The sequence below is a fragment of the Micromonospora sp. NPDC050980 genome (assembly GCF_040653835.1).
Lineage (GTDB): Bacteria > Actinomycetota > Actinomycetes > Mycobacteriales > Micromonosporaceae > Micromonospora.
The window spans coordinates 40,403-55,754 of record NZ_JBFAGS010000013.1 but is presented as its reverse complement, the minus strand read 5'-3'; the positions used below and the strand labels follow the sequence as shown (position 1 = coordinate 55,754).

Here is a 15,352-nt window from a genome sequence, read left to right as displayed (position 1 = left end):
GTTCATGAGGGCCCCTCGCGCTGGATGGTCAGGCCGCGGCCCGGCTCGCCGGCGGCCTCGACGTGCCGGTCCACCTCGGCGCCCAGGCTGCGCAGGATGTCCAGCACCAGCCCGACCACCACCAGATAGACGCCGATGTCGAAGAAGAGCGAGGTGACCACATAGAAGTGGCCGATCAGGGGCAGCCACAGGTTCACCTTGACGCTCTGCAGCACCGCGCCGGAAAGCAGCAGGCCGAGCACGCCGCCGCCGACCGAGACGGCCAGGCCCGCGCCGAGCACCGTGCCCGCGCCGACCGGCGCCGCCTCCGCCAGCTCGTACCGGCCGCCGGCCAGGTAGCGCAGGGTCAACGCGAGGCCGGCGACCAGTCCGCCGGCGAACCCGCCGCCCGGGGCGTTGTGCCCGGAGAAGAGCAGGAACAGCGAGAAGACCAGCACGGTGTGGAAGATCAGCCGGGTGACCACCTCGAACACGATCGAGCGCCGCCGCTCGCGCAACGTCGGGCCGCCCCGGAGCCAGACGGTCGACCCGGGGCGCGGCAGCTCGGGGCGGAGCCGACGCGGGCGCGGGCCGGTGCGGGACCGCTCGAAGATCAGGCTGGCCACCCCGGTCGCGGTCACCACGAGCACCGAGATCTCGCCCATGGTGTCCCAGGCGCGGATGTCGACCAGGGTCACGTTTACCACGTTGCGGCCGTACCCTTCGGCGACGGCGAGGTCGGGAAAGGCCGCGGAGATCGACGGCGCGCGCCGGGCCCCGGCCGCGGCCAGCGCCAGAGCGGCCATCACCAGCCCGGCGGCGGCCCCGACGCCCCGGCGCACCCACCGGCTGCGGCGCAGCGGGCGGGCCGAGAAACGTTCCGGCAGCCGCCGCAGCACCAGCACGAAGACGGCGATGGTGGCGGTCTCCACCAGGAACTGGGTGAGCGCCAGGTCCGGCGCGCCGTAGAGGACGAACATCATCGCCGTGCCGTAGCCGGTGACGCCCACCAGCAGCATCGCGGTGAGCCGGCGGCGGGCGCCGACCGCGAGCACCGCGGCGACCGCGAGCACCACGCAGACCACGAGCTGGGTCGGGCTGTCCCAGGGCACCAGCTCGACCCGCCACGGCGCGGTGGCCACCACCGCCCCGCCCGGCACCAGCACCAGCGCCGCCAGGACGGTGCCGAGGTACTGCGGCAGCGAGCCGCGTTGGGTGACGCTGGTGACCTCGATGGCGACCCGGTCGAAGCGGTTGACCACCCACTCGTACCCCTGGCTGCCGGAGACCGGCGAGCGCAGCCGGGTCAGCGCCGGGGCGAGCGGGCCGCGGACCAGGTGCAGCGCCGCGCCGCCGGCCAGCACCAGGGCGGAGAGGCCGAGCGCCGTGGTCGGCCCGTGCCAGAGCGCCAGGTGCTCGTCGACCGGGCCGAACAGCTCCGCGTACGGTTCGAGCAGGCCGCTCAGCCACCCGGCGGCCGGCCCGGCGGCGAACCCGGTGACGGCGAGCAGCGCCGGCGGCACGAGCATCGCGGCGGGTGGCCGGTGCACCTCGGTGTCTGCGACGCCGGGTCGGGTGCCGAACGCGCCCCACAGGAAGCGGATGGTGTAGGCCACCGTCAACGCGCTGCCGACGACCAGCGCCGCCAGCACCCACGGGTGGTCGGTGAACGCGGCGAGCACCGCCTCCTTGGCCACGAACCCGAGCAGCGGTGGCACCCCGGCCATCGACGCCGCCGCCAGCGTGGCGACGGTGGCCAGCACCGGCGCGGCCCGGCCCACCCCGGACAGGTCCCGCAGGTCCCGGCTGCCCGCCTCGTGGTCGAGGATGCCGACGACGAGGAAGAGCGCGGACTTGAACAGCGCGTGCGCGGCCAGCATGGCGACGCCGGCCAGGGCCGCGTGCGGGGTGCCGGCCCCGAGCACCACCGCGAGCAGGCCGAGCTGGCTGACCGTCCCGTACGCCAGCAGCAGCTTGAGGTCGCACTGGCGCAGCGCCGCCCAGCCGCCGGCGACCAGGATGACCAGCCCGGCGACCACGGTGACCGGTCGCCACGGCCCGGCGGGGGCGAGCGCCGGCCCGAGCAGCCCGATGAGGAAGACGCCCGCCTTCACCATCGCGGCGGCGTGCAGGTACGCGCTGACCGGCGTGGGCGCCGCCATCGCCACCGGCAGCCAGGCGTTGAACGGGAACACCGCGGACTTCGCCAACGCGCCGGCCAGGACGAGCAGCACCGCGGTGGTCAGCCAGCCGCCGCCGGGCAGCGGCGCGGCAGTCACCGCGGACCAGCGGTAACTTCCGGCGTGCTGGCCGAGCAGCAGGAAACCGACAAGCATCGCCAGCCCGCCCAGCGTGGTGACGGTGAGTGCCTGGGCGGCGGCCCACCGGCTGGCCCGGCGCTCGGTGCTGTGCCCGATGAGCAGGTAGGAGAAGACCGTGGTCAGCTCCCAGAAGACGTAGAGCAGCAGCAGGTCGTCGGAGACGACGAGGCCCAGCATCGCGCCGGCGAAGGCCACCAGCACCGCGGCGAACCGGCCCAGGCCGACCGAGCCGGGCGGGAAGTAGCGGGCGGAGTAGACCAGCACGAGCGCGCCGACGCCGCCGACCAGCAGCATCATCAGCCAGGACAGCGTGGTGACCCGCAGCGCGAGGTCGAACCGGAGCTGGGCGATCCAGGGGTACGTCTCGACCACCGCGCCGCCGTCGCGTACCGCGCCGGTGTGCGCCACCGCCCAGCCGGCCCCGGCAGCCGGGACGGCCGCGAGCAGCAGGCAGGCGCGCGGGCCCCACCTGCGGACCAGCAGCGGGGCGAACAGCGCCGCCACCAGGTGCAGGATCAGCAGGACGAGCACTAACACTCCCGGTCGAGGTGACAGCGCGGCGGCGCACGCTGGGGGCACGACCGATCACACGCCACTTCCCACCCGGCCGCGCCGCTTTTCCGGAAACCCGCCCGACCGCCGCACCTCCTCACAACCCGGGCGCTCGGCGCTCGGCGCTCGGCGCTCGGCGCTCGGCGCTCGGCGCTCGGCGCTCGGCGCTCGGCGCTCGGCGCTCGGCGCTCGGCGCTCGGCGAGATCTTGGTGTGAATCGGCCCCCATAGGGGCCGTTTGCTTCCAAGATCTTCATCTTCCTCAACATGTGGGACAGTGCTCTCTTGTTGCGGAACAGCCGGCCGTGCGCGACCGGAGCGAGGTGGTGCGGGTGTCAGGTCGCGGACCGGGGACCCAGTCAGCGCAGCGGGGCGGGGTCGCGGCGGGACGCGGCGGTGGGGTCCGAGCCGGCGAGCTGGCGGGCGGTGCGATCGACGACGCGCTGCGCGTCGGCAAGCGAGCGGACCGGCAGCCGGGCGTCCCGACTCTCCCGGCGCAGGACGAAGTAGTGCACCGCGGCGCGGACCAGCGCCCGGTCGGCGGCGCTGGCACAGGCGGTGGCGACGACCAGCTCGCGCAGGCGCCGGGCCAGTTCCTCGGCCAGTTCGAGCTCCGTGCCGTGCAGACCGGTGCGGAGCGTCGCGAGCCGACTGTCGACCTTGCGGATGAGCACGTCGGTGCCGAGCCCGGAGCCTCGCTCGTCAACGGTCATCCATGCCTCCAGCTCGCGCCACGTCGCGAGTGAAGTTACTTTATGTTGTGGGTTGCAAGCAAGCAGTTAAGTGAGACTTAACGGATTAAAGACCTATAGACCCCCCTTCAACCGCGTCGGTGGGACAGAACCAAACCCGGGGCGGGTCCGATGTCACACCGGCGCGGCAGGATGGTGGCGTGGCGGACGAGGTGGCACCGACAGGCGGGGCGCTGGCGGAATTCGGCGCGGCGACCCGGGAGTGGTTCACCGCGGCGTTCGCGGCGCCCACCCCCGCCCAGGCCGGGGCATGGCGCTCCGTCGCCGCCGGCCGCAACGCCCTGGTGGTCGCCCCGACCGGTTCCGGCAAGACGCTGGCGGCCTTCCTGTGGTCGCTCGACCGGCTCGGCAAGGAGCCACCGCCGGCCGATCCCCGGCGGCGCTGCCGGGTGCTCTACGTCAGCCCGCTCAAGGCGCTCGCCGTCGACGTGGAGCGCAACCTGCGCACCCCGCTCATCGGCGTCCGCCAGGCCGCCACCCGGCTCGGCCTCGTTCCGCCCGACATCACCGTCGGGATGCGCACCGGTGACACTCCGACCGACGAGCGACGGGCCTTCGCCCGCACCCCGCCGGACGTCCTCATCACCACCCCCGAGTCACTGTTCCTGCTGCTCACCTCCGCGGCCCGCGACTCACTGCGCGGGGTGGACACGGTGATCGTCGACGAGGTGCACGCGGTGGCCGGCACCAAGCGCGGCGCCCACCTGGCGCTCTCCCTGGAGCGCCTCGACGCGCTGCTCGACCGGCCCGCCCAGCGGATCGGGCTCTCCGCCACGGTGCGGCCGATCGACGTCTGCGCCCGCTTCCTCGGCGGCGCGCGCCCGGTCGACGTGGTGCAGCCGGCGGCCGACAAGACCATCGAGGTCAGCGTCCAGGTCCCGGTGGAGGACATGACCCGCCTCGACGAGCAGGAGCCGCCGGAGGACGAGTTGGGCGGGCTCGGCCCACGCCGGCCGTCGATCTGGCCCGCGGTCGAGGAGCGGGTGCTCGCGTTGATCCGCGCGCACCGGTCCACAATCGTCTTCACCAACTCCCGGCGCGGCGCCGAACGGCTCTGCGCCCGCCTCAACGAGCTGGCCGCCGAGGAGGTCGAGGCGCCGGCCGCCCCGGGCTCCGCCCGCGTGGCCCGGGGCGGGGCTCCGGTGCGCGTATCCGATCTCCTGCCCGGCCGCGACGGCCCGGCGACCGGCGACGGCGGCCCACCGGCCGGCGGCGAGGCGACCGGCGGCGGCGCGACCGACGGCGCGGGCCCGGCGACCGGCCGCGGCGCGGGCCCGGCGGGCCTGGGCGCGCGGCGCGGCGCGGATGCCTTCGGCGGGCCGGTCGGGCCGGTGCGCGCGCCCCGGCAGCCGGCCGAGGTGATGGCGCAGTCCGGCGCGGCGGCCGGCGCGCCCACGGTGATCGCCCGCGCGCACCACGGCAGCGTCTCCCGGGAGGAGCGCAAGCACATCGAGGAGGCACTCAAGTCCGGTCAGCTGCCCGCCGTGGTCGCCACCTCCAGCCTGGAGCTGGGCATCGACATGGGCGCGGTCGACCTGGTGGTGCAGATCGAGGCGCCGCCGAGCGTGGCGGCCGGGCTGCAACGGGTGGGCCGGGCCGGGCACCAGGTGGGCGCGGTCTCCCGGGGCGTGGTCTTCCCCAAGCACCGCGGCGACCTGCTCTCCTGCACGGTGGTCGCCGAGCGGATGGGGGTGGGCGCGATCGAGGAGCTGCACTACCCGCGCAACCCGCTCGACGTGCTGGCGCAACAGATCGTCGCCATGGTCGCCCTGGAGCCGTGGCGGCTCGGTGACCTGGCCGTGCTGGTCCGCCGGGCGGCGCCCTTCGCCGAGCTGCCCGACTCGGCGCTGCACGCGGTGCTCGACATGCTCTCCGGCCGTTACCCGTCCACCGCGTTCGCCGAGCTGCGCCCCCGGCTGGTCTGGGACCGGGCGGCCGACGTGCTGACCGGGCGGCCCGGCGCCCAGCGGCTCGCCGTGACCAGTGGTGGCACCATCCCCGACCGGGGCCTGTTCGGGGTCTTCCTGGCCGGGGCCGAGCGGGCCGCCCGAGTCGGCGAGCTGGACGAGGAGATGGTCTACGAGTCGCGGGTCGGCGACGTGTTCCTGCTCGGCTCGTCGTCCTGGCGGATCGAGGAGATCACCCCCGACCGGGTGCTGGTCTCCCCCGCCCCGGGCCAGGCCGCCCGGATGCCGTTCTGGAAGGGCGACCAGCTCGGCCGCCCGGTCGAGCTGGGCCGGGCGATCGGCGCCCGGGTCCGGGCGCTGCTGCGGCAGTCCGACGCCGACGCGGTGGCGGCGCTGCGGGCCGGCGGGCTGGACGACTGGGCCGCCGGCAACCTGATGACCTACCTGCGCGAGCAGAAGACGGCCACCCGCTCGCTGCCCGACGACCGGACGGTGGTGGTCGAACGCTTCCGCGACGAGCTGGGCGACTGGCGGCTGGCCGTGCACTCCGTGCTCGGCGCGCGGGTCAACGGGCCGTGGGCGCTCGCCATCGGCCGTCGGCTGGCCGAGCGCTACGGCGTCGACGCCCAGGTCATGCCCTCCGACGACGGCATCGTGGTCCGGCTGCCGGACACCGCCGAGGAGCCGCCCGGCGCCGACGTGGTGGTCTTCGAGCCGGACGAGATCGCCCAGCTGGTCGAGGAGTCGGTCGGCACGTCGGCGCTGTTCGCCTCCCGGTTCCGGGAGTGCGCGGCCCGGTCGCTGCTGCTACCGCGCCGTGACCCGCGCCGCCGGCAACCGCTCTGGCAGCAGCGCCAGCGGGCCGCGCAGCTCCTCGACGTGGCCCGCGAGTACGCCGACTTCCCGGTCACCCTGGAGGCCGCCCGGGAGTGTCTGCAGGACGTCTTCGACCAGCCGGCCCTGGCCGAGCTGATGCGCGACCTGGCCGCCCGCAAGGTGCGCCTGGTCGAAGTGGAGTCCGAGCGCCCGTCCCCGTTCGCCCGGTCGCTGCTCTTCGGCTATGTCGGGGCGTTTCTCTACGAGGGCGACGCGCCCCTGGCCGAGCGGCGTGCCGCCGCGCTGGCGCTCGACTCCGGGTTGCTCGGTGAGCTGCTCGGCCGGGTCGACCTGCGGGAGCTGCTCGACCCGGCGGTGCTCGCCGAGACCGAACGGCAGCTACGGTGGCGCACCGGGCAGCGGCGTCCCCGCGACGCCGAGGACGTGGTCGAGTTGCTCCGGGTGGTCGGTGACCTGAGCGGCGCCGAGCTGGCCGAGCGGGGCGTGCCGGCGGCCTGGCCCGAGGAGCTGGCGGCGGCCCGCCGGGTGCTGCGGGTGCGGATCGCCGGCGAGGAGCGCTGGGTGATCGTCGAGGACGCGGCCCGGCTGCGCGACGCGCTCGGGGTGGCGTTGCCGGTCGGGGTGGCCGACGCCCACCTCGCCCCGGTGGCCGACCCGCTCGGCGACCTGGTCGCCCGGTACGCCCGCACCCACGGTCCGTTCGCGGCGGCCACCTGCGCGGCCCGGTTCGGGCTCGGCGTGTTCGTGGTCGAGCAGGCGCTGCGCCGGCTGGCGGCCAACGGTCGGGTGGTCTCCGGCGAGTTCGCCCCGGACAGCGTCGGCACGCAGTGGTGCGACGCCGAGGTGCTGCGCATGTTGCGCCGCCGCTCCCTGGCGGCGCTGCGCCGGGAGATCGAGCCGGTGCCGCCCCGCGCGCTGGCCGCGTTCCTGCCCCGCTGGCAGCAGGTCGGCTCGTCGGCCCGCGGTGTCGAGGCGGTCGCCGCCGCCGTCGAGCAGTTGCAGGGCGTGACCGTGCCGGCGTCCGCGTTGGAACGGCTGGTGCTGCCCGCCCGGGTGGCCGACTACTCGCCCGCGCAGCTCGACGAGCTGTGCGCCGGCGGCGAGGTGGTGTGGGCCGGCGCCGGGGCGATCTCCGGCGGCGACGGGTGGGTGACGCTGGCGTACGCCGACGTCGCGCCGCTGCTGCTGCCGCCGCCGGACGAGGCGCTGACGCTCACCCCGACCCACGAGGCGGTGCTCGACGCGCTCGCCGACGGGCAGGCGCTCTTCTTCCGCTCGCTCTCCGACCGGGTCGGCGCCACCGACGACGCCGCCCTGTCGGCGGTGGTGTGGGATCTGGTCTGGGCCGGCCACCTGACCAACGACACGCTGGCGCCGCTGCGCGCCGCGTTGGGCGCCGGCGGGGCGCACCGGTCCCGGCCGGCGGCCCCGCGCACCCGCTACCGCCGCCCCGGCCGGGTGGCGCTGCCCAGCCGGGGCGGCCCGCCGACCATGGCCGGGCGCTGGTCCCGGCTGCCCGACCGCGACCTGGACCCGACCCGTCGAGCCGCCGCCCTGGCCGACCTGCTGCTGGAGCGGCACGGCGTGGTGACCCGGGGCGCGGTCGTGGCCGAGCAGGTGACCGGCGGTTTCGCCGCGGTCTACCCGGTGCTGGCCGCGCTGGAGGAACGCGGGGCGGCCCGGCGCGGCTACTTCGTCGAGGGTCTGGGCGCGGCGCAGTTCGCGGTGCCCGGCGCGGTCGACCGCATCCGGGCGCTGGCCGATCCGGCGGATGGCGGCCGGAGCGGCGGCGGGCCGACCGTGGTGCTGGCCGCGACCGACCCGGCGAACCCGTACGGCGCGGCGCTGCCCTGGCCGGACCGCGTGGTCGACTCCGGGGACGGGACGGCCCCGGCCGCCGGCCACCGGGCCGGGCGCAAGGCGGGGGCACTTGTCGTGCTGGTCGGCGGCGATCTGGTGCTCTACGTCGAACGGGGCGGGCGGACGATCCTGTCGTTCACCGACGACACCGACACGCTCGGCGCGGCGGGCAAGGCGCTCGCCGACGCGGTGCACTCGGGCGCGCTCGGCGCGATCTCGGTGGAGCGCGCGGACGGCGAGGCGGTGCACGCCTCCCCGTTGCGCGACGCGCTCACCGCCGCCGGTTTCCGGGCCACTCCCCGGGGGCTGCGCCTGCGCGGCTGACCCGCCCCTGCCGACCAGTCCGGACGACGCCGAGGAGGAAGCCGATGGCACGTCACCCGACGAGCGGGCCGCATGTCTCACTGACCACCGACTACGGGCTCTCCGACGGGTTCGTGGCGGCGTGTCACGGGGTGCTGGCCCGGCTCGCACCGGCCGCGCGGGTGATCGACGTGACGCATCTGGTGCCGCCGGCCGACGTCCGGCGGGGCGCGACGGTGCTGGCGCAGACGGTGCCCTACCTGCCGCCCGGGGTGCACGTCGGGGTGGTCGACCCGGGGGTGGGCACCGAGCGGCGCGGGGTCGCGCTGGCCACGCCCGGTGGGCTGCTGGTCGGGCCGGACAACGGCCTGCTGCTGCCGGCGGCGGAGGCGCTCGGCGGGGTGACCGGGGCGGTGGAGCTGACCAACCCGGAGTGGCTCGCGCCCACCGTGTCCCGCACCTTCCACGGGCGGGACGTGTTCGTGCCGGTGGCGGCCCGGTTGGCGCTCGGCGCGCCGCTGTCCGGTGCCGGGCCGGCCGTCGACCCGGCGGCCCTGGTCCGGCTGCCGGAGCCGGTGGTGCGAGCCGACGCCGGCGGGTTCACCGCCGAGGTGTTGACCGTCGACCATTTCGGCAACGTCCAGCTCGCCGCGCCCGGCGCGCTGCTCGACGGGCTGCCGGCCCGGGTGCGGGTGTCCGGTCGGGTGGCGGTGCACGGCCGCACGTTCTCCGACGCGGAGCCGGGTGGGCTGGTGGTCTACGTCGACTCGGCCGGCCTGGTGGCCGTGGCGGTGCGCACCGGCCACGCCGCCGGTGTCCTCGACGTCGCCCCCGGCGACGTGATCGCCGTGACCACCTCCTGAGTCCCGGTCAGCAGCGGGGCACGGTGCCGCCGTAGACCGAGGACAGGTAGGCGTGGCTGACGTAGTCGCCGCCGACCAGGCGGTACCACCTGGTCGTGGTGCGGTAGGTCCCGGCGATCCGCTGGCCGGTCACGTAGCACTGCACCGGCACCTGGGCGGACGTGGCGGCCAGGCCCCGGCTGGGGTGGGCGGTGCCCGCCCCGGTGCGCAGGTTCAGCGGCCCGGAGCCGACGATCGCCCGCGCCCCGCCGCCGGTCCAGAGCAGGGTCACGTCCACCCAGGCGTTGTCGGTGAGCCGCAGCCCGTCTGTGAACGTGCCGTCGGCCAGGTCGAGGCCGGCGGGGTTGCGCACGGTCCGCCCGAACTGGTCCCGCCCGCCGTGGTAGCCGTCCTGGTAGGCGGCCTGGGCTTCGGGCAGCCCCTGCGGCAGGTCCTTCCAGTTCTCCCGGACGGCCGGCGGGTTCCACCAGTCGTCGCGGGTGTTCCACGGGCCGACGTCCCAGACCGGCGCGTACTCGCAGCGGCTGCCGCCGGTGGTGCAGACCTTGACCGTGTAGTCGCCGGTCCCGCGCGGGGCGAGGCCACGTCGGCTGGGCAGCGCCGCGAAGTGGTCGCGGACGCCGACGGTGTGCCCGTTTGCGGTGACGCCGCCGACGAGACCGATCCTGGTCGCGTACGCCCGGTAGGTGCGGGCGGCGGTCGGCAGGGCCGCGGTGGGGGCGGCCTGGTCGGCGGCGAGCGTCAGCCCGGTCACGGTGGCCTGCGCCGCCGGGCCCGGGGCGGTCAGCACGACGCGGGCCTGGACCCGGGTGACCGGCTGGCCGAAGACGGCTTCGGCGGCGTCGCGCCACTCGGTCCAGCGGCCGGACCGCCAGCCGCGCACCTGGGCCGTCGCCGTGCCGCCGTCGCCGGTGCGGGCGGCGAGCCGGGCGCGTACCCGGGTGGCGGGCCGGTCCAGCGCGCGGGGCGCGGAGAGCAGGATGCCCTCGGCGACCGGCCCGGACGCCGCGGCGGGCCGGGTGCGGGCGGCGGGGTGGGGGTCGGTCAGCCGCAGGCGGCCGGCGCGCCAGGTGACGTTGACGTCGTCGCCGCCGGCGACGGCGAGGTCGGCGGACCAGCGCTCGGCGCCGGGCGCGGCGGTGCCCGACGGCGCGGCGGCGGCCGGTGGGGCGGCCGTCGCGGGGGTGCCGGGCACGCCGGCGGCCAGGGTGAGCAGGGCGGTCAGGGCGATCAGGGTACGGCGGGCACGGGCCATGGGATTCTCCTCAGAACCCCCTGATCCTTGCCGCCCCAAGGATGAATGGGAACATAGGTACAAATAGCGAAATTCATGAATTTCACTCGGTCAGGGAGAATGGTCACGTGCCCGAAGGTGACACCGTCTGGAACACCGCCCGCGTGCTGGAGCGCGCGCTGGCCGGGGTCCGCCTCACCGGGTCGGACTTCCGGGTGCCGCAGCTCGCCACCGCCGACCTGACCGGCTGGACCGTCCGCGAGTCGGCCAGCCGGGGCAAGCACCTGCTGCTGCGCCTGCGCGACCCGGCCGGCGAGGATCGGACGCTGCACTCACACCTGCGGATGGACGGCGCCTGGCGGGCGTACGCGCCGGGCGAGCGGTGGGGCGTGCGGCCGGCCCACCTGATCCGGGTCGTGCTGCGGTCCCCCGACGCGGTCGCGGTCGGCTACCACCTGCACGAGCTGGCGCTGGTCCCGACCGCCGAGGAGACCTCGCTGGTCGGGCACCTCGGCCCGGACCTGCTCGGCCCGGACTGGGATCCGGACGAGGCGGTCCGCCGGCTGGCCGCGCAGCCGGAGCGGAGCATCGGCGAGGCGCTGCTCGACCAGCGCAACCTGGCCGGGGTGGGCAACCTCTACAAGTGCGAGGTCCTCTTCCTGCGCGGGGTGTCCCCGTGGACGCCGGTGCGGGCGGTGCCCGACCTGCCCGGCACGGTCGGGCTGGCCCAGCGGCTGCTGGCGGCCAACCGGGGCCGCTGGACGCAGAGCACCACCGGAGTGCTGCGCCGGGGTGGGACCAGCTACGTCTACGGCCGCCGGGCGCAGCCCTGCCGGCGCTGCGGGACGGCGATCCGCAAGGAGGAGCTGGGTGAGCGGGTCACCTACTGGTGTCCGGTCTGCCAACCGGAACGCGACTGACGTGGAACTTCTACGAACCATATAAGATCACCTGAGATACGGACGATTGGGTAATTCCCTCCCACGCGTTCGGTGTCGCATGCTGCTGTGGACCGCTCACCGATCGTCAGCAGCGCGTACGCCCGCCACGCCGGGGTGACGGCCGGCGCGCCCCGATCCCGGGGAGAGCCATGGTGCTGTTCCGCAGACTCCGGGCCGGTCGGCCGGACCGGGCCGACGTCGCCGAGGAGACCCCACCCGCCGTTCCCGCCGCCCGCGCCGCGGACCACCGGCCGGCCGAGCCGGTCGCACCGGTAGCGCAGGCGGCGGTCGGACCGGCCAGCCTGGACCCGGCCGCCGCGCCGCGCCTGTTCGGGCCGGTGCCGAACACCGCCGGCAGCCCGTTGCCCGCGCTCGACCCGGCCGGCCGTCCGGTGCCCGGCACCGGCATCCGCAAGTTCGTCGACCCGTTGCCGCTGCCCGGCCGCCCGGCCACCGCCGGGCTCGGCGCCCGGCTGCCGGTCGCCGTGCCGGACACCATCACCTGGCCGGGCTGCGACTACTACGAGATCGGCCTCCAGGAGTACGCGCAGCGCCTGCACCGGGACCTGCCCGCCACCCGGCTGCGCGGCTACCGCCAGCTCAACCTGGGCACCGACGGCTCCGGCCACAACACGGTGAGCCCGCCCGACCGGCCCTGGCACCTCGGTCCGATGATCGTGGCCCGACGAGGCCGACCGGTGCGGATCAAGTTCATCAACCAGCTCCCCACCGGCCGCGCCGGGGAGCTGTTCCTGCCGGTCGACGAGACGGTCGACGGGGCCGGCACCGGACCACTGGGTGGCCCCGCCCCCTATCCGCAGAACCGGGCGGTGCCACACCTGGCCGGCGCACGGACCGGATGGATCAGCGCCGGCAACCCGTGGCAGTGGGTGACCCCGGCCGGCGAGATCACCCCGTACCGGGTGGGAGTGGGCGTGACGCCGGTGCCCGACATGCCGGACCCCGGCGCGGGCGCCACCACGCTCTACTTCCCCAACGACCAGAGCGGCCGGCTGATGTGGCTGCACGACAACACCCTCGGCCTGTCCCGGCTCACCGTCTACTCCGGGCAGCTCGCGCTCTATCTGCTCACCGACCCGGCCGAGGAACGGCTGGTCGACGACGGCGTGCTGCCCGCCGACCAGCTTCCGCTGGTGATCGAGGACAAGACGTTCGTGCCGGACGACGCCCAGCTCGCCGCCCAGGACCCGACCTGGGATCGCTACCGCTGGGGCGCCAAGGGCAGCCTCTGGCACCCGCACGTCTACCAGCCCCGGCAGAACCCGTACCGGCTCAGCGGCACCAACCCGACCGGCCGCTGGGACTACGGGCCGTGGACCCACGATCCGGACGGCGGGGCGAGTCCGTGGGTCGCGCCGGTGCCGAACCCGCACCACGACCCGGTCACCGACCCGGACGAGCCGCCGCTGGTCCCGGGCGTGCCGCACCCGTCGGCGGTACCCGAGGCGTACGGGGACACGCCGCTGGTCAACGGGGTGGCCTACCCGTACCTGGAGGTGGCTCCGCGGGCGTACCGGTTCCGGATCCTGAACGCCTGCGTCGACCGGGCGCTCAACCTCCAGCTCTACCGGGCCGCCGCGGACGCACCCATGTGGGCGCCGGACGGCGGCGCGGCCGACCCGCTCGCCGGCGAGGTGCCGATGGTCGAGGCGGTCCGGGCGGCCGGACGACCGGCGTGCTGGCCGGTCGACGGGCGTGACGGCGGCGTGCCCGACCCGGCCGCCGCCGGGCCGGAGCTGATCCAGATCGGCAACGACGCCGGCCTCCTGCCGGCCCCGGTGGTGCGGGCCAACCGGCCGGTCGGCTACCGGTACGACCGGCAGGACCCGACAGTGCTCAACGTGGACGGGCACGCGCTGCTGCTCGCCCCCGGCGAGCGCGCCGACGTGGTGGTGGACTTCTCCACCGTGCCGCCGGGCGGCACCCTCATCCTCTACAACGACTGCCCGGCGCCGCTGCCCCGGTTCGACAGCCGCCACGACCACCACACCGGCGCGGCGGACCGCACCGCCTCGGGTGGCCCGCCGCCGGCGCATCCCGGCTACGGCCCGAACACCCGCACGCTGCTCCAGATCCGGGTCACCGGCACCCCGGCGGCCCGCTTCGACAGGCGGCGCCTCGCCGCCCGGCTGCCCGGCGCGTACGCGCAGAGCCAGCCGCCGCCGATCGTGCCGCAACCCGCGTACGACCCGGCGTTCGGCACCCGCACCGCCGGCCCGACCCTCGTCCCGGCGCGGGCCACCTCGGTCACCTTCACCCCGGCCGGCGCGTCCGCCCCGGTGACGTTGCCGCTGTCGGTGAAGTCGGTCGGGCAGGTGTTCGAGCCCCGGCACGGCCGGGCCGTCGGGCGACTCGGGGTCGGCCACCCGATCGGTGGCCCGCTCGCCCCGGCCGTCCTGCCGCTCGGTCCCGCCGAACCGGCCACCGAGGTGCTGTTCGTGACCGACCCGGCCGTGCCGGTGGGCGCGCCGGGCGACGGCACGCAGCTCTGGCGGATCGTCGGCGGCGCGGACCGCACCCACCCGGTGCACGTCGAGGGCTGCGACGTGCAGCTGGTCAACCGGGTCGGCTGGGACGGCACGCTGCGCCCGCCGGACGGTGGCGAACTGGGGTGGAAGGACACCGTCCGGGTCAATCCGCGGGAGGACGTGATCGTGGCGCTGCGTCCCGTCGCGCCCGGCCTGCCGTTCACCATCGGCGACAGCGTACGGCTGCTCGACCCGACCCGGCCGGCCGGCGCGCGCCTGGACTCCGGCGGGGTCAGTCCGGCCGACGGCCGGCCTGCGGTGGTGGTCAACCAACTGGTCAACCTCGGCTGGGAGTACCGCTGGCAGACCCGCTCGGCGGGGCTGCGCGACCAGGGCATGAGCCGGCCGTTGGTGCTGCGGGTGACGCCCCGGGCGCCGACCGGGCTGACCGCTACCCCGGCCCCGGGCACGGCCACCGCGCTGCCCGCCATCGCGTTGGCCTGGACCGGCAACGGCAGCCGCCCGCCGGCCACCAGCCACCGGCTGCAACGCGCCACCGACAGCGCCTTCACGGCCGGCCGCACCGAGATCACCGTGGCCGCCACCGCCACCCGCTACACGGACGCGACGGTCACCCCCGGCGTCACCTACCACTACCGGATCCGGGCCGAGAACGCGGTGAGCTGCTCGGCCTGGTCGAACAGCGCGCCGGCCTCGGTGCGGCTGGCCGCGCCGGCCCGGCTGAGCGCGTCGGTGCCGCCGGCCGCGCCGGCACGGGTGGCGCTGCGTTGGGCGAACCGCTCCTTCGCCACCGGGGTGGACGTGCAACGGGCCACCAATCCGACGTTCACCAGCGGACCGGGCACCACGGCGATCGCCGTCGGCGAGAGCCACCTGGACCCGACCGTCGCCCCCGACACCACCTACTACTACCGGGTACGCACGACGTACCTGGGTGCGGCGTCACCCTGGTCCACGGTGGCCACGGTGCGCATCCCACCCCGGCCGGCCGCGCCGACCGGGGTGACCGCCACCGCCGGCACGCCGTCCGGGGACACGGCCACGGTGACGCTGAGCTGGTCGGCCGAGATGCCGGCCGGGCCGGGCGCCGGATTCGTCGTGCAGCGCGCCGCCGACCCGGGCTTCACCCGGGAGCCGGCCACCTTCCGGGTGACCGGCCGGGGCTTCACCAACACCGGCCTGGCCCGCGGCGTCACCTACCACTACCGGGTACGCGCGACGAACGTCGTCGGCATCTCCCCCTGGGCCCCGCCGATCCCGGTGACCACCCCGGACTGACCCGGCCGACGCGGGA

7 protein-coding genes are annotated in these 15,352 nt (G+C 76.0%); 4 read left to right on the top strand and 3 right to left on the bottom strand.

Annotation, left to right across the window (positions count from 1 at the left end; all coding sequences use genetic code 11):
• Positions 1-2: 2 nt before the first annotated feature.
• Both AB0H28_RS20045 and AB0H28_RS20040 read right to left on the bottom strand, forming a co-directional pair.
• Positions 3-2,831 (bottom strand): Na+/H+ antiporter subunit A, encoded by a 2,829-nt coding sequence (locus tag AB0H28_RS20045; protein ID WP_358042027.1) that lies wholly within the window; start codon positions 2,829-2,831, stop codon positions 3-5.
• Between the two features lie 379 nt (positions 2,832-3,210).
• Positions 3,211-3,564, bottom strand: a complete 354-nt coding sequence (locus AB0H28_RS20040) for a hypothetical protein (protein ID WP_358042025.1) — start codon at positions 3,562-3,564, stop codon at positions 3,211-3,213.
• A gap of 179 nt (positions 3,565-3,743) precedes the next feature.
• Here AB0H28_RS20040 and AB0H28_RS20035 point away from each other — a divergent pair, with 179 nt between their 5' ends.
• Both AB0H28_RS20035 and AB0H28_RS20030 read left to right on the top strand, forming a co-directional pair.
• Positions 3,744-8,531, top strand: a complete 4,788-nt coding sequence (locus tag AB0H28_RS20035; protein ID WP_358042023.1) for a DEAD/DEAH box helicase — start codon at positions 3,744-3,746, stop codon at positions 8,529-8,531.
• Positions 8,532-8,575: 44 nt separating this feature from the next.
• Complete coding sequence (locus tag AB0H28_RS20030; protein ID WP_358042020.1) at positions 8,576-9,373, top strand: SAM-dependent chlorinase/fluorinase; 798 nt, start codon at positions 8,576-8,578, stop codon at positions 9,371-9,373.
• A 7-nt stretch (positions 9,374-9,380) separates the two neighbouring features.
• On the opposite strand, the gene AB0H28_RS20025 is transcribed toward AB0H28_RS20030, so the two are convergent.
• Positions 9,381-10,628: a hypothetical protein gene (locus AB0H28_RS20025; RefSeq protein WP_358042017.1), complete on the bottom strand. Its 1,248-nt coding sequence runs from the start codon at positions 10,626-10,628 to the stop codon at positions 9,381-9,383.
• A gap of 107 nt (positions 10,629-10,735) precedes the next feature.
• Here AB0H28_RS20025 and AB0H28_RS20020 point away from each other — a divergent pair, with 107 nt between their 5' ends.
• Entirely contained in the window at positions 10,736-11,527 is a 792-nt protein-coding gene (locus AB0H28_RS20020; RefSeq protein WP_358042014.1) for a DNA-formamidopyrimidine glycosylase family protein, read from the top strand.
• Between the two features lie 170 nt (positions 11,528-11,697).
• Positions 11,698-15,336, top strand: coding sequence for a multicopper oxidase domain-containing protein (locus AB0H28_RS20015; RefSeq protein ID WP_358042011.1), 3,639 nt, complete (start codon positions 11,698-11,700; stop codon positions 15,334-15,336).
• Positions 15,337-15,352: the final 16 nt, after the last annotated feature.